The organism is Flavobacterium sp. GCM10023249 (genome assembly GCF_042653365.1).
Lineage (GTDB): Bacteria > Bacteroidota > Bacteroidia > Flavobacteriales > Flavobacteriaceae > Flavobacterium.
In genome coordinates this window covers 113,159-127,060 of record NZ_JBHSHZ010000008.1, presented here as the reverse complement: position 1 = coordinate 127,060, position 13,902 = coordinate 113,159, and the positions used below count along the sequence as shown (strand labels likewise).

Genomic DNA, 13,902 nt, shown 5'->3' with positions numbered 1-13,902 from the left:
CAAATTTGAGTTTGATTAGTATTTTAAATTTACTTTTAATTCAAATTCGTCATCAATAGCTTTGTCAGCTAAAGCTCCGAAGTTTTTAGAAGCATATTTAATATCGTATTTAGTTCTATCAACCATTAATTTTGCATTAGCAACACCTTTGTTTGCTACGATGTCAAAAGTAATAGGAGCAGTAATTCCTTTGATAGTCAAATCAGCAGTTACAGTATAAGTATTGTTCGATTTTGCACCAATTGATTTGAAAACCAATGTAGCCGTTGGGAATTTTTCAACACCGAAGAAGTCATCATTTTTTAAGTGTCCGTCTAATTTTCCTTTCCATTCACCTTGTAAATCAGTAGTGTTGATTGTAGTCATATCAACTACGAAGTTACCACCTACTAATTTTTTTCCGTTGAAAACTAAAGCACCTTCTTTTAAAGTTACGTCACCATTGTGTTGACCACCTACTTTTTTTGCTAACCAAAGTACTTTACTCTTTGAAGCGTCTACTTTTTTAGTTGTTTGAGCAGTAGCAGTTAAAGTTCCTAAAGCCACTACTAATGCTAAAGCGATTGATTTTAAATTTCTCATGTTTAATTTGATTTAATATAATTATAGATTGATAAATAATTCTTCTTTTGATTTACGAACTTTCTTAACGTGCTGATTTACATCTTCTTCATGACGGTAACCAATTGTTGCCACTAATGAAGCATTTAAATTTAAATCATTTAATTGTAAGATTTCGTTATATTTTTCTGGCTCAAAACCTTCCATTGGAGTTGCATCGATTTTTAATTCGGCAGCAGCATTGATAAGATTGCCAAGCGCAAGATAGGTTTGTTTTGACGTCCAAACCGCTTGTTGTTCAGGAGTTAATCCTAAAATTTTAGATTTCATGAAATCTCCATAACCTTGAATAGCATCAGTTGGGATTTCTCTTGTTTTACTTATTCTCTCGATATAATTATCAATTAGCGTTTCGTCTAATTTAGTATAATTTGCGAACACCACCAATTGTGATGCTTCGGTGATTTGAGATTGGTTCCAAGATGCTGGTTTTAAAGCTTCTCTTGTTGCAGGATCTTCAATTATAAGCACCTTGTAAGGTTGCAATCCATAAGAAGATGTACTCAATCGAATCGCTTCTTTTAATGTTTCTAAATCTTCTGTAGAAATTTTTTTGGTTGCATCAAATTTCTTAGTGGCATAACGCCAATTCTGGTTTTCTATAAATTTGCTCATTTTTTTAACTTCTGTATTTTTCTAATAATTCATTTAATTGTAGCAATTCTGATGCCGAAAGTTTTGCCGCAAAAGCATTTTCGTGTTCAATTACTTTAGGATCTAACTCAGCCAATACAGCTAAACCTTTGTCGGTAATCGTAATTTCCATTTTTCTGCGGTTATCAGGACACACTTTTCGAATCACTAATTCTTTGTTTAATAATTTGTCTACCAATCGGGTAGTATTACTTGTTTTGGCCACCATTCGTTCTTGAATGCAGGCCATATTCGCCGGTTTTCCTTTTTGACCTCTTAATATACGTAATACATTGTATTGTTCTCCCGACAAATCATATGGCTTAAGGATTTCTAAAAAACAATCGCCAACCACATTTCGGGTATAGGAAAGATTTAGCAATACTTTTTTTGCTAATGATAATTCCACAGTACTTTTTATTTCGTCTTCAATTTTCATCATTATGAAATTTGTATGTACAAATGTATGAACTTTTTTTATTTGTATATACAAATGTGTATTAAATTTTTGTTAATCTTTCTTTTTACGGTTTTTGAATAGCTATTTTTAGGGTATTAATTGAAGAAGTATGAGAAGCATTGTTTTGCTATTGTTGATGATGTCACTAAATGTATTAGGTCAGACAGCATCGAAAACGCCAGTTCCACTAAAGGTATATACTGTTAATGGAGTAGAAGTAAAGTCGTACAATTTCACTAATCTGCAAGAGTTTTTGAATAAAAACGACAATACGACCTATGTCATTAATTTCTGGGCAACTTGGTGTTTACCTTGTGTAAAGGAATTACCGCATTTTGAAACGTTGAACAAAAATTATAAGGATAAGAATGTAAAAGTGATTTTAGTGAGTTTGGATATGCCAAAGAAAATCGAAACCAACTTAATTCCTTTTATGATTAAAAAGAAATTGCAATCGGAAGTAATTCATTTGGATGATCCGGATGCGAATTCGTGGATTGAAAAAGTGGCAAAGGAATGGTCAGGTTCTATTCCTGCTACTGTAATTTACAATAAAGAAGCACGTCAGTTTTATGAACGTTCCTTTACTTATGAAGAATTAGAAAATGAATTAAAAACAATCTTAAAATAACAACTATGAAAACAGTACAATTGTTGGCTTTGACCATTTTATTTGCAGGTTTAAGTGCTTTTACCCTAAATAAACTGAATACAGGATATCAAGTAGGTGATAAGGCAACCGATTTCAGTCTGAAGAACATCAACGATAAGAATGTATCCTTAAAGGATTTTAAAGATGCTAAAGGATTTATTGTAGTTTTTACATGCAATCACTGTCCGTTTGCTGTGGCTTATGAAGATCGCATCATTGCTTTGGATAAGAAATACAAAGCATTGGGATATCCGGTTATTGCCATTAATCCAAATAATCCGGCGGTACAACCAAAAGATAGTTTTGAATTAATGAAAGAACGTGCCAAAGAAAAAGGATTTACCTTTCCGTATTTGTTTGATGAAGGTCAGAAAATTTATCCGCAATATGGAGCAACCAAAACGCCACATGTCTATTTGCTTCAAAAAACAAACGAAGGAAATGTTGTAAAATATATTGGAGCCATTGATGATAATTATAATGATGCTGCTGCGGTAAAAGTGAAGTATGTAGAAAATGCGGTAAATTCTTTATTGGAAGGCAAAGAAATAGAAGTAAAAACAACCAAAGCTATTGGATGTTCGATAAAAGCATAGTATTTTTGAAGTATAAATTAAAAAGCTATGAATTTAACACAAGAAGATTGGTGGACTAAACTTCAGAAAGACGATAATGCCGTTATTCTCGATGTTAGAACAGAGGACGAATGTCTTGACGGAGTTATTCCCGGAGCTATCAATATCGATATTTATAAAGGTCAAGGTTTCATTTACCAAGTAGAAGAATTGGATAAATCTAAAAATTATTATGTGTATTGCAAAGCAGGAGGAAGAAGTGCTCAAGCTTGCAACATCATGAATCAATTAGGATTTGAAACCGCCTACAATTTAATGGGTGGTTTTTCCGAATGGGAAGGTCCAGTTAGCGAATTGAAATAATAATTACTATTAAAAGCCTTGATTTATCAAGGCTTTTTTACTATCCAACTTTTAATGAAGTCATTGTTAAAGAACCGGCTACAGCTTTGTCATTGAATAAGCTTATGGTTTCTTTTTCATCTTTTATTCCTAAAATATAAAGCAGAGGTAGATAATGCTCTGGAGTTGGAATCGCCATTTCAAAAGCTTTACCTTGTTTGTTATAGTGAATCAGTTCTTGATGCTCATGATTCAGAATGAATTGTTTCATTTTGGTACTGGCTTCCAATGCCCAATCGAAGCTGTAATTATCTGTATTAAGTTGATCCCAAGCCATCATTCTTAAATTGTGTACCATATTGCCGCTACCAATGATTAAAACACCTCTATAGCGTAAAATATCCAGTTCTTTGGCTAATTCATAATGCTCTTTTGGCGTCTTATAATAGTCCAGACTCAATTGAATCACCGGAATATCGGCATTGGGATATAAGTGTTTGATTACACTCCATGCTCCGTGATCTAATCCCCATTTATCATCCAATTCAACTGGGGTTTGTGTGATGATTTTTTGAGTTTCTTTGGCCAATTCCGGACTTCCAGGAGCAGGATATTGGACATCAAACAAAGCTTTGGGAAATCCACCGAAATCGTGAATGGTTGGTGGATTTTGCATGGCAGTAACCAAAGTGCCTTTGGTTTCCCAATGTGCAGAAATACACAAAATAGCGTTCGGTTTGGGGATTTTTGTGGCAATATTTCGAAATCCTTGCACAAATTCATTTTCTTCAATAGCATTCATCGGACTTCCATGTCCCAAAAACAGCATCGGCATTTTCATTCCGTCCTGATTTTGAAAACTTTCTGTCATTTTGTTTAAATCCCTTAGATTCATGGCATATCCTATTAATGGAAAAAAGCAAGTATTTTTAAGAATTCCTTGCGGGTCATTAGTGAAGTAATTCCGATTTGATTTGGTTGAGTAGCTCAACAAGTTGTGCTTTTTTCTCTTCTTGAACAATTCCTTTTTCTGCATCAAAATTTTGATGGAAATTAGGTAAAGAATAGGAATTTAAAATGGTTGCTCCATGTCTCGGGAATCGCTCCAAAGCCGTTTTTAATGAACTTTCGGCGCCTCGTCCTCCAGGAGAAGTTGAGAGTAAAAGCAATTTCTTATTTTCAAACATATTCAATTTAACGCGAGAGGTCCAATCGAATAAATTTTTAAAGGCTGCTGTATAGCTTCCGTTATGTTCGGCCATTGAAATGATAATCAAATCGGCACTATCTAATTTTTTGATAAACTCCTGAATAATTTCCGGATGTCCAGTTTCATTTTCAACATCCACCGAAAAAACGGGTAATACATAATCGTTCAAATCAAGAATTTCGATGTCTGTATTCTCAAATTGATGCGCCACAAAACCGGCTAATTTTTTATTAATGGATTGTTTACTGTAGGAAGCTCCGAAGGCAACTATTTTCATAATACGTTCTATTTTTTCCTAAAGTTAACAAAAAAAGAAGCCTGAGCTTCTTTTATTCTGACAACTTTTTGAGCTGTGATTTATTTTTGATTGTAATTTTCTTTCCGGTCAAATCCACCCATCCGTTTTTGTTGAATTCAGATAAAAGACGAATGCAACTTTCGGTAGCAGTACCAATCATTCCGGCTAATTCTTCTCGTGACAATTGGATTCGTAGACTTCCATCTTCATTAACTCCGAAGGTTTCTTCCAAATACAATAAGGTTTCTGCCATTCGTTCCTTTACTGTTTTCTGTGCCATGGAAACCATATGGTCATCAGCATCTTTCAAATCGCCACAAATGGTTTTCATCATATTCATGGAAAACTGATTGTTCTGATTGAAAAATTGTAAAATTTCACTTTTTGGTACAAAACACACTTCCATATCTTCGAGCGCAACTGCGGTAAGGTTTGCTGGCTCATCACTAATCATGGAACGTTGACCAAGTAATTCTCCGGGTTTGACCAATTTTACAATTTGATCTTTTCCATTGGCACTTAATTTGGTCATTTTACATACGCCGTCTTTGATGCAGTAGACTCCATTGGTAATCTCTCCTTCCTCAAAAATAGGTTCTCCTTTTTTTATGGTGTAGGAGGTTTTACAATTGGCCATTCTCAAAAGCTCGTCTTTGTTTAAAGCTTTTAAAGAACTGAATTGTCTTACTATGCATTGCTCACATTTATTCATTATGCAAATTTTGAATAACAAATATATTTAAAGTATGATAAATATCATAGTTTGAAAATTCATGCAGTAGGAAATTTGCCAAAGGTAAATGAGTAAATTATGGAAAAACAGAATTGTTACCATTGTGGAACAGCTGTTGTATCAAGGAATGAGATTTTCTTTGACGAGAAAGCGTTTTGTTGCATGGGTTGTAAAACCGTGTATGAAATTTTCAGTTTGAACGACTTAGGTTGTTATTACGATTTTGAGAATTCCCCTGGAGCCACACCGTTAGATATTAAAGGCAAGTACGATTTTCTTGATGATGCTAGTATCGTGTCAAAACTTCTCGATTTTCAAGAGGAAGATACAAGTGTCGTTTCATTATACATTCCGCACATTCATTGTAGTTCGTGCATTTGGATATTGGAAAATTTACAGAAACTTAATCCCGCAATCTTTTCTTCACAGGTTAATTTTCATGAAAAAAAAGTACGCGTTCTCTATCGTTCCGATGCAACTAGTTTGAAGGAAGTCGTAGAATTGTTGTGTAGAATAGGTTACGAACCTTACATCAGTCTGGAGAATTACGAAAACAGAAAACAGAAAATTGATAGAACACTGATCTATAAGATTGGGGTTGCTTTTTTTTCTTTTGGGAACATTATGTTGTTATCATTTCCCGAATATTTTGAAGTAGGGGAGTTTTGGATCGAGCAATACAAAGGCTTTTTCCGTTGGTTGATTTTTTTACTTGCTTTGCCTCCCTTTTTTTATTCGGCATCGGGTTATTATGTTTCGGCTTGGAAAAGTTGTACATCAAAAGTGCTCAATATCGATATTCCAATTGCATTGGGCATTGTAGTGATGTTCATTAGAAGTACAATTGATATTGTATTGGATCATGGACAAGGTTTTTTCGATAGCATGTGCGGACTCATTTTCTTTATGCTTTTGGGACGATTATTTCAACAGAAGACGTATGATTTCCTTTCTTTCGAGCGCGATTACAAATCCTATTTCCCTATCGCGGTTACTAAAATAAATAAAGACGGTTCCGAAATTCCTATACAAGTTTATGATATAAAAAAAGGAGATCGATTGTTAATCCGTAATCAGGAGTTGATACCCGTTGATGGAATATTAATTTCCAATGCAACTTCTATTGATTATAGCTTCGTGACGGGTGAAGCGGTAGCAATTCATAAAAAATCTGGCGAAAAGGTTTATGCTGGTGGAAAACAATTGGGAAATATAATTGAAATGGAAGTACTGCATTCGATGTCACAAAGTTATCTTACGCAGTTATGGACTAATGAAGCATTCCTGAAAAAATCAGAGCAGCACTATAAAACGATTACAGATACAATCAGTCGTTATTTTACTCCAGCTCTGCTATTATTGGCTTTTCTTTCTTTCGGCTATTGGGTTTTCATCGATACTACGATTGCTTTCAATGTTTTTACGGCAATTCTTATTGTAGCCTGTCCCTGTGCTCTTGCTTTAACGGCTCCTTTTACTTTGGGTAATGTACTTCGACTCATGGGATACCAAAAACTATATTTAAAAAATGCTACTGTTATTGAGCAACTAGCAAAAGTAGATACTATTGTTTTTGATAAAACGGGAACAATTACCACCAATAAAAAGACATCCATTTCGTATGAAGGAGAACAATTGTCTGACTATGAGCTTTTATTAATAAAGAGCGTTGTAAGAGCCTCAAATCATCCTTTGAGTAGAAGATTATATGAGTTTATTCCGAATCAGACTACCATTGAAATCAACAGTTTTGAAGAAATCACTGGGAAAGGTATAAATGCTACAATAGACAATCGCTTGGTGAAGTTGGGCTCTTCTCAGTTTTTAGAACACATGAGCGAAAACACACACAAGAAAACCAAAGTGCATATTGAAATGGATGGTACGTATAAAGGATGTTTTGTGTTTAATAACCAATACCGAGAAGGATTGGAGCAACTTTTTGAAAATTTAGCCAAGAATTACAACCTGGTAGTTCTCTCCGGAGATAACGATGGAGAACGCAAAATACTAGAAAAGATGCTTCCGGAAGCGACTACTTTAGTGTTCAACCAAAAACCAGAGCAAAAACTACACTTCATAGAGCAACTTCAAAAGGAAGGTAAAAACGTTATGATGGTTGGCGATGGATTGAATGATGCCGGCGCTTTGACACAAAGTAATGTGGGGATTTCAATCTCAGAAAATGTAAATGTGTTTTCACCTGCCTGCGATGGTATATTGGATGCTACACAATTTTCAAAAATTGGGTATTTCCTGCGATTTACCAAAAATGCAATGAAAACTATTTATAGGAGCTTTGGATTGTCACTTCTGTATAACATCGTTGGATTAAGTTACGCCGTAACCGGAAATTTATTGCCAATTGTAGCCGCTATCATAATGCCATTGAGTACCGTTACAATTATAAGTTTTGTAACGCTGATGAGTAATTATTATGCCCAAAAGCGGAATTGACACCGCTGCATTTTAATTATTTCGGCATGATAAAAGTCATATTTTATCCGAAAGGGCAACGCTAATTTTGGTTCATAAAAATCAAGGTATGAGTGTCATTTATTTATTAATCTGTATCAGTATCGTACTGGCGATAACTTTTCTCTACATCTTCATCAGAGCGGTTAGAAGTGGTCAGTTTGACGATGATTATACGCCATCGGTCAGAATGCTTTTTGAAGATGAGCTAAAACAACAAAACAAAACCCAAACAAAATCAGTAACAGAAAATCAGAACTAAATTATGGAAATGCAACAGTTTTATTACGATAACAAAATTGTAAATAAGTTCATTTACGCGACTATTGTTTTTGGGGTAGTGGGAATGCTGGTCGGGCTGTTATTGGCTACGATGTATTTATTTCCAAACCTTACTGACGGTATTTCGTGGTTGAGCTACGGACGACTTCGTCCATTGCACACTAACGCGGTTATCTTCGCTTTCGTAGGAAATGCCATGTTTGCCGGGTATTATTATTCGATTCAAAGGCTTCTAAAAACCAGAATGTTCAGTGATGTAATGAGCAATATTAATTTCTGGGGATGGCAGCTGATTATTTTGGCAGCAGCGATTTCTCTTCCATTAGGATATACGTCTTCAAAGGAGTATGCAGAACTGGAATGGCCAATAGATATCGCCATAGCAGTGATATGGGTAGTTTTCGGAATCAATATGATCATGACGATTTTACGCCGAAGAGAGCGTCATCTGTATGTGGCCATTTGGTTTTACATCGCCACATTTGTGACCGTTGCTGTACTTCATATTTTCAATAGTTTGGCTTTGCCGGTAAACGGTTTGAAATCGTATTCGGTATATGCGGGTGTTCAGGATGCTTTAGTACAATGGTGGTACGGACACAATGCTGTTGCGTTCTTTTTGACTACTCCGTTCCTTGGATTAATGTATTATTATATGCCTAAAGCGGCTAACCGTCCGGTGTATTCGTATCGTTTGTCTATTATTCACTTTTGGTCTTTAATATTTCTATATATCTGGGCTGGCCCTCACCATTTGTTGTATTCCGCTTTGCCGGATTGGGCGCAAAATTTAGGGGTGGTTTTTTCTGTAATGCTGATTGCGCCTTCTTGGGGTGGTATGATTAACGGATTGTTGACGCTTCGTGGTGTTTGGGATAAAGTGCGTACCGATGTAGTACTGAAATTCTTTGTTGTAGCCATTACAGGTTACGGTATGGCCACTTTTGAAGGTCCTATGCTTTCATTGAAAAATGTCAATGCAATTGCTCACTTTACCGATTGGATTGTTGCGCACGTTCACGTTGGAGCTTTGGCTTGGAATGGTTTCATGACTTTTGGTATTGTGTATTGGTTATTGCCACGATTAACTAAAGGAGAAATCTATTCACAAAAAATGGCCAATTTCCATTTCTGGATTGCGACTCTGGGTATAATTTTATATGCATTGCCAATGTATGTGGCTGGTTTCGTTCAGGCGCAAATGTGGAAACAGTTCAATCCCGACGGCTCCTTGGTGTATGGTAATTTCCTTGAAACTGTTTCGGAAATAATGCCAATGTATGCCATGCGTGCCATTGGAGGAACATTGTATCTTTTGGGTATGCTGGTAATGGGGTACAATGTATATAAAACCGTGCGTAAAAATAATGCAGTTGAGGATGAATTAGCAGAAGCTCCGGCTCTTGCCAAAATAGCGCGGTATCGATTAAAAGGGGAAAAATTCCACGGATGGTTGGAAAGAAAACCAATTCAATTAACGCTATTGGCTACGATTGCCATTCTTATTGGGGGTGTGATTCAAATTGTTCCCACTATTGTAGTGAAATCCAATATCCCAACGATTTCAAGTGTTAAACCGTACACTCCTCTGGAGTTGGAAGGCCGTGACTTATATATCCGTGAAGGTTGTGTGGGGTGTCACTCGCAAATGATTCGTCCCTTCCGCTCGGAAGTAGCTCGATATGGCGAATATTCTAAATCCGGTGAATATGTATACGATCACCCATTCCTTTGGGGTTCTAAACGTACTGGTCCAGATTTGATGCGCGTAGGAGGTAAATACAATGACAACTGGCATTTCAATCACTTATGGGATCCGCAAAGTACTTCATCAGGCTCTATTATGCCGGGATACAAATGGTTGTTTGATAACAAAATGGCCAACTATTCCGATATCGAAAAGAAAATGGGAGTAATGCAAACATTGGGTGTGCCTTACACTGATGATGATATCAAGAATGCCAAAACGGCTATCGCCAAACAATCAGAAACTATCGAAAACAATCTGAAAAACGATCCCGATTTCGTGAAGAGTTACAAGGAAAGTGAAAAGAATGCAAAAGCAAGAGGAGAGGAGTTTGTTGCAATGCGTGACCGCGAAATTGTCGCTTTAATTGCTTATCTGCAACGATTAGGAACTGATATCAAAATTAAAGAAACTCAAAAATAGAATGTCATGCTAAAGTTTGTAAAACATACCATGGAGAATATTTCCGGAATAGAAATTTATCCAATACTATCATTACTCATTTTTTTCTTCTTTTTTGTGGGATTGTATTGCTGGGTCTTTACGTACAATAAAGAAAAAATAACACAATTGGGTAACCTACCATTTGCTGAAGGTACAACCGATGAATCATTAAAATAATAGCTAGACCTATGAAAAAATTGTTTCCGATATATGTGAGAATCCCGGTTTTGTTTGCTTTGTTTTTCATGGCAATGGAGTTCTTTATCGATTCAGGCGATAAACCGGCTTTTATAAAGTACCCTTTACTCAACCTGGTATTGGTCATCTTTATAGTGCTTTTAGTGGCCATGGAATTGATACTCAAAGCAACGAATACGATTTTGGATACTTTGTTAACTGAAGAACAAAGAAAAGCCAAGGAAATTGAAGAAAATCTACCCTTCACAGAAACGCAATTCTACAAAGGTTTAGTACACAAATTAACGCGTACGCGCAAAGTGGAAGAAGAACATGACCTGATTTTACATCATAATTACGATGGAATTCAAGAATTGGATAATGTACTTCCTCCATGGTGGGTGGGTGTTTTTTATATAACCATTCTGTTTTCAGGAGTTTATCTGGCTCGATACCATTTTTTGGGACATGATAATCAAGCCGCTGAATTCGACAAGGAAATGGCGGAGGCAAAGATTCAAGTGGAAGAGTATCGTAAAACGGCTCCCGATTTGATGGATAAGGAAAAAGTAACCTTGCTGACAGATGCTTCTAGTATTAATGCAGGTAAGGCAATATTTCAAACCAATTGTGTGGCGTGTCACCGTGCCGATGGTGGTGGTGCTATTGGACCCAATCTAACGGATAAAGAATGGATTAACGGTGGTGGTATCAAAAATGTATTCAATACGATTATGGAAGGAGGACGTTCCGGTAAAGGGATGATCGCCTGGAAGGAACAAATTAAACCTACCGAAATTCAAAAAGTGGCCAGTTATGTATTGAGTCTACAAGGATCAAATCCTAAAGAGGCCAAAGCGCCGGAAGGGGAAGTATGGATAGATGATGTCGCTGCATCAGGAGGTAGCGCAGTTAAAGCCAAATAATTACAATGACAATGCAATCACCCAATGATGATTTTAGGGATTCAATAGCCACAATCGATAAAGAAGGAAAAAGGGCTTGGATTTATGCTAAAATTCCTAAAGGAAAGCTCTACGAAAGAAGAAAATGGTTGAGTTATTTCTTATTGGCGTTTCTATTCACGTCTCCATTCCTTACAATCAACGGCAATCAGTTCCTTTTATTCAATATTCTAGAACGGAAGTTTTCCATTTTCGGAAATCCGTTCTGGCCTCAGGATTTTCACTTGGTGGTAATTTCTATGGTGATTGGCGTTGTTGGTCTGGCTTTGTTTACAGTCGCATTCGGTCGCATCTTCTGTGGATGGTTCTGCCCGCAAACTATTTTTATGGAAATGGTTTTCCGCCGGATCGAATTCTGGATTGAAGGCGATCGAGGCGCGCAAATCAAATTGGATAAACAGGAATGGAATACTGAAAAAATCAGAAAGAAATCCTTAAAATATCTGTTGTTCTTTTTACTATCGTTCTTAATAGCCAATGTCTTTCTGGCGTACATCGTGGGTAGCGATCATGTTCTAGATATGGTACGTCAAGGGCCGTTTCATAACACCGGTACGCTAATCGCCTTAATCATTTTTACCGCTGTTTTCTACTTTGTTTATGCGTGGTTCCGGGAACAGGTGTGTATTATCGCTTGTCCTTACGGACGAATGCAGGGAGTGTTACTTGATACTAAATCCATCAATGTGGCGTACGATCATGTGCGTGGTGAAGGCGAAAAGGGTAGAGGGAAATTTAAAAAGGGAGAAGATCGATTGGCTTCTGGTAAAGGGGATTGTATCGATTGCCATCAATGTGTAAATGTTTGTCCCACAGGAATCGATATTCGCAATGGTGTCCAACTCGAGTGTATCAATTGTACCGCTTGTATCGATGAGTGTAACAGTATCATGAAAAGTGTGGACTTGCCCATTAATCTCATTCGGTATGCCAGCGAAGACGAAATTGTAAAGAAAGAAACGTTTGTGTTTACCAATCGTATGAAAGGATATGCGGCGGTATTGCTTATCCTGACCGGGATATTCTTCGGAATGTTGTTCCTCCGAAATGATGTGGAAGCAACGGTATTGCGTTTGCCAGGGCAATTGTACGAATACAAAGGGGATACTATCAGTAATGTGTTCACCTATAAAATCGTGAATAAAACGATGAATGATTTTGATCACATCCATTTTAAAATCGTAGACCCCAAAGGCGTAATTAAATTAGTAGGAAATCAACAGATTAAAGTCAAAAAAGACAATCTCACGCAAGGGACTTTGTTTATAGAAATGAATCCTGCTGTTCTCCAAGGAGATAAAACAGAAGTGACCATTGAAGTCTATAACGGTAACAGATTATTGGAAGTGACGACCACAAATTTCTTAGGACCAAGACACTTTAATTAAAAGAGTTGAGGTAATGATAATCATTTAATACAACAGGATATGAGAGCAAATTGGAGCACCGGAATCGTGATGGCATTCGCACTATTCATCACATTCATTCTATATTTTGTCCTGAAAGTTCAGGGCGATGCAAAGTACGACCACGAAATGGTCACTGAAGACTATTATAAAAAAGAAATCGGATTCCAAACGCAGTTGGACAAACAACAAAATGCAATGGATTTATCCGAAAGAGTAGCAGTTAAAAACACAACCGAAGGACTGGAAATTCATTTTCCAAAATCTTTCGATTGGAATAAAATACAAGGGAAAGTGTCTCTTTATCGGCCGTCAAACCAGCAATTAGATTTCGATATACCAATATCGTTATCTTCTTCCAATTTGCTCATACCTAAAACCAAGTTGGCTGGCGGCCGTTGGGACATTACCATCGATTGGAACTATAACGGTAAAGAATTTCTCAACAAAGAAACCGTTAATTTATAGTTGACGGTTGATACGAATGCGTAATAGGTTATAATTACTACCTAAAAGGCTATAATTACTACCTAAAAGGTTATAATTAATAGCTAAAAGGTTAAAATTAGAACCTAAAAGGTTAAAATTAGAACCTAAAAGGTTAAAATTAGAACCTAAAAGGTTAAAATTAAAGCCTAAAAGGTTAAAATTAAAGCCTAAAAGGTTAAAATTAAAGCCTAAAAGGTTAAAATTAGAACCTAAAAGGTTAAAATTAGAACCTAAAAGGTTAAAATTAAAGACTAAAAGGTTAAAATTAGAACCTAAAAGGTTAAAACTAGAGCCTAAAAGGTTGAAATTAGAACCTAAAAGGTTGAAATTAGAACCTAAAAGGTTGAACTCATAACCCATAACTCATAACTCATAACTCCTAACTCATAACTC

The 13,902-nt window shown here is 36.3% G+C and carries 17 protein-coding genes; 10 read left to right on the top strand and 7 right to left on the bottom strand.

What is annotated here, in order from left to right:
• Window positions 1-15: 15 nt before the first annotated feature.
• The 3 genes from ACFO7M_RS06405 to ACFO7M_RS06395 are packed head-to-tail and all read right to left on the bottom strand — an operon-like array spanning window position 16 to window position 1,693.
• The gene (locus tag ACFO7M_RS06405; protein WP_379711841.1) at window positions 16-582 is read right to left on the bottom strand and encodes a YceI family protein; all 567 of its coding nucleotides are present in this window, start codon (window positions 580-582) and stop codon (window positions 16-18) included.
• Between the two features lie 21 nt (window positions 583-603).
• Entirely contained in the window at window positions 604-1,236 is a 633-nt protein-coding gene (locus tag ACFO7M_RS06400) for an NAD(P)H-dependent oxidoreductase (protein WP_379734679.1), read from the bottom strand.
• A 4-nt stretch (window positions 1,237-1,240) separates the two neighbouring features.
• Complete coding sequence (locus ACFO7M_RS06395) at window positions 1,241-1,693, bottom strand: MarR family winged helix-turn-helix transcriptional regulator (RefSeq protein WP_379714972.1); 453 nt, start codon at window positions 1,691-1,693, stop codon at window positions 1,241-1,243.
• Window positions 1,694-1,823: 130 nt separating this feature from the next.
• Between ACFO7M_RS06395 and ACFO7M_RS06390 the strand changes: the two genes are divergently transcribed.
• The 3 genes from ACFO7M_RS06390 to ACFO7M_RS06380 are packed head-to-tail and all read left to right on the top strand — an operon-like array spanning window position 1,824 to window position 3,304.
• Window positions 1,824-2,345, top strand: a complete 522-nt coding sequence (locus ACFO7M_RS06390; RefSeq protein WP_379734678.1) for a TlpA family protein disulfide reductase — start codon at window positions 1,824-1,826, stop codon at window positions 2,343-2,345.
• Window positions 2,346-2,350: 5 nt separating this feature from the next.
• A complete protein-coding gene (locus ACFO7M_RS06385) occupies window positions 2,351-2,962 on the top strand; it encodes a thioredoxin family protein (protein ID WP_379734676.1) in 612 nt (203 codons plus the stop codon).
• A 27-nt stretch (window positions 2,963-2,989) separates the two neighbouring features.
• Window positions 2,990-3,304, top strand: a complete 315-nt coding sequence (locus ACFO7M_RS06380) for a rhodanese-like domain-containing protein (protein WP_379734674.1) — start codon at window positions 2,990-2,992, stop codon at window positions 3,302-3,304.
• 40 nt (window positions 3,305-3,344) lie between these two features.
• Here the strand turns inward: ACFO7M_RS06380 and ygiD are convergent, their stop codons facing one another.
• The 3 genes from ygiD to ACFO7M_RS06365 form a co-directional block, all read right to left on the bottom strand.
• Window positions 3,345-4,154 carry a 4,5-DOPA dioxygenase extradiol gene (gene ygiD / locus ACFO7M_RS06375; protein WP_379734672.1) on the bottom strand — a complete coding sequence of 270 codons (810 nt, stop codon included), beginning with the start codon at window positions 4,152-4,154 and terminating at the stop codon, window positions 3,345-3,347.
• A 79-nt stretch (window positions 4,155-4,233) separates the two neighbouring features.
• A complete protein-coding gene (locus tag ACFO7M_RS06370) occupies window positions 4,234-4,770 on the bottom strand; it encodes an NADPH-dependent FMN reductase (protein ID WP_379734670.1) in 537 nt (178 codons plus the stop codon).
• Window positions 4,771-4,822: 52 nt separating this feature from the next.
• Window positions 4,823-5,503 carry a Crp/Fnr family transcriptional regulator gene (locus tag ACFO7M_RS06365; protein WP_379711855.1) on the bottom strand — a complete coding sequence of 227 codons (681 nt, stop codon included), beginning with the start codon at window positions 5,501-5,503 and terminating at the stop codon, window positions 4,823-4,825.
• 99 nt (window positions 5,504-5,602) lie between these two features.
• On the opposite strand from ACFO7M_RS06365, the gene ACFO7M_RS06360 reads away from it, so the two are divergent.
• The 7 genes from ACFO7M_RS06360 (at window position 5,603) to ACFO7M_RS06330 (ending at window position 13,488) form a co-directional block, all read left to right on the top strand.
• Complete coding sequence (locus ACFO7M_RS06360; RefSeq protein WP_379734668.1) at window positions 5,603-7,981, top strand: heavy metal translocating P-type ATPase metal-binding domain-containing protein; 2,379 nt, start codon at window positions 5,603-5,605, stop codon at window positions 7,979-7,981.
• Between the two features lie 88 nt (window positions 7,982-8,069).
• The gene (ccoS, locus tag ACFO7M_RS06355; RefSeq protein WP_379734666.1) at window positions 8,070-8,261 is read left to right on the top strand and encodes a cbb3-type cytochrome oxidase assembly protein CcoS; all 192 of its coding nucleotides are present in this window, start codon (window positions 8,070-8,072) and stop codon (window positions 8,259-8,261) included.
• 3 nt (window positions 8,262-8,264) lie between these two features.
• The gene (ccoN, locus tag ACFO7M_RS06350; protein WP_379734664.1) at window positions 8,265-10,451 is read left to right on the top strand and encodes a cytochrome-c oxidase, cbb3-type subunit I; all 2,187 of its coding nucleotides are present in this window, start codon (window positions 8,265-8,267) and stop codon (window positions 10,449-10,451) included.
• 6 nt (window positions 10,452-10,457) lie between these two features.
• On the top strand, window positions 10,458-10,649 hold the full coding sequence (locus ACFO7M_RS06345; RefSeq protein WP_379711863.1) for a CcoQ/FixQ family Cbb3-type cytochrome c oxidase assembly chaperone: 192 nt from the start codon (window positions 10,458-10,460) through the stop codon (window positions 10,647-10,649).
• An 11-nt stretch (window positions 10,650-10,660) separates the two neighbouring features.
• The gene (locus ACFO7M_RS06340; protein WP_379734662.1) at window positions 10,661-11,575 is read left to right on the top strand and encodes a cbb3-type cytochrome c oxidase N-terminal domain-containing protein; all 915 of its coding nucleotides are present in this window, start codon (window positions 10,661-10,663) and stop codon (window positions 11,573-11,575) included.
• Between the two features lie 11 nt (window positions 11,576-11,586).
• Complete coding sequence (gene ccoG, locus ACFO7M_RS06335) at window positions 11,587-13,002, top strand: cytochrome c oxidase accessory protein CcoG (RefSeq protein ID WP_379734721.1); 1,416 nt, start codon at window positions 11,587-11,589, stop codon at window positions 13,000-13,002.
• Window positions 13,003-13,041: 39 nt separating this feature from the next.
• Window positions 13,042-13,488: a FixH family protein gene (locus ACFO7M_RS06330; protein WP_379734661.1), complete on the top strand. Its 447-nt coding sequence runs from the start codon at window positions 13,042-13,044 to the stop codon at window positions 13,486-13,488.
• Here ACFO7M_RS06330 and ACFO7M_RS06325 read toward each other — a convergent pair.
• The gene (locus tag ACFO7M_RS06325) at window positions 13,483-13,869 is read right to left on the bottom strand and encodes a hypothetical protein (RefSeq protein WP_379734659.1); all 387 of its coding nucleotides are present in this window, start codon (window positions 13,867-13,869) and stop codon (window positions 13,483-13,485) included. The two genes, ACFO7M_RS06330 and ACFO7M_RS06325, sit on opposite strands and share 6 nt — an antisense overlap.
• Window positions 13,870-13,902 lie beyond the last annotated feature (33 nt).

Bases quoted from the DNA above. Each gene is read 5' to 3' on its own strand.
- ACFO7M_RS06365 (WP_379711855.1), bottom strand. From the start codon at position 5,503: ATGAATAAATGTGAGCAATGCATAGTAAGACAATTCAGTTCTTTAAAA.
- ACFO7M_RS06360 (WP_379734668.1), top strand. From the start codon at position 5,603: ATGGAAAAACAGAATTGTTACCATTGTGGAACAGCTGTTGTATCAAGG.
- ccoG (WP_379734721.1), top strand. From the start codon at position 11,587: ATGCAATCACCCAATGATGATTTTAGGGATTCAATAGCCACAATCGAT.
- ACFO7M_RS06405 (WP_379711841.1), bottom strand. From the start codon at position 582: ATGAGAAATTTAAAATCAATCGCTTTAGCATTAGTAGTGGCTTTAGGA.
- ACFO7M_RS06380 (WP_379734674.1), top strand. From the start codon at position 2,990: ATGAATTTAACACAAGAAGATTGGTGGACTAAACTTCAGAAAGACGAT.
- ccoS (WP_379734666.1), top strand. From the start codon at position 8,070: ATGAGTGTCATTTATTTATTAATCTGTATCAGTATCGTACTGGCGATA.
- ACFO7M_RS06385 (WP_379734676.1), top strand. From the start codon at position 2,351: ATGAAAACAGTACAATTGTTGGCTTTGACCATTTTATTTGCAGGTTTA.
- ygiD (WP_379734672.1), bottom strand. From the start codon at position 4,154: ATGACAGAAAGTTTTCAAAATCAGGACGGAATGAAAATGCCGATGCTG.
- ACFO7M_RS06370 (WP_379734670.1), bottom strand. From the start codon at position 4,770: ATGAAAATAGTTGCCTTCGGAGCTTCCTACAGTAAACAATCCATTAAT.
- ACFO7M_RS06395 (WP_379714972.1), bottom strand. From the start codon at position 1,693: ATGAAAATTGAAGACGAAATAAAAAGTACTGTGGAATTATCATTAGCA.
- ccoN (WP_379734664.1), top strand. From the start codon at position 8,265: ATGGAAATGCAACAGTTTTATTACGATAACAAAATTGTAAATAAGTTC.
- ACFO7M_RS06345 (WP_379711863.1), top strand. From the start codon at position 10,458: ATGCTAAAGTTTGTAAAACATACCATGGAGAATATTTCCGGAATAGAA.
- ACFO7M_RS06340 (WP_379734662.1), top strand. From the start codon at position 10,661: ATGAAAAAATTGTTTCCGATATATGTGAGAATCCCGGTTTTGTTTGCT.
- ACFO7M_RS06330 (WP_379734661.1), top strand. From the start codon at position 13,042: ATGAGAGCAAATTGGAGCACCGGAATCGTGATGGCATTCGCACTATTC.
- ACFO7M_RS06390 (WP_379734678.1), top strand. From the start codon at position 1,824: ATGAGAAGCATTGTTTTGCTATTGTTGATGATGTCACTAAATGTATTA.
- ACFO7M_RS06325 (WP_379734659.1), bottom strand. From the start codon at position 13,869: ATGGGTTATGAGTTCAACCTTTTAGGTTCTAATTTCAACCTTTTAGGT.
- ACFO7M_RS06400 (WP_379734679.1), bottom strand. From the start codon at position 1,236: ATGAGCAAATTTATAGAAAACCAGAATTGGCGTTATGCCACTAAGAAA.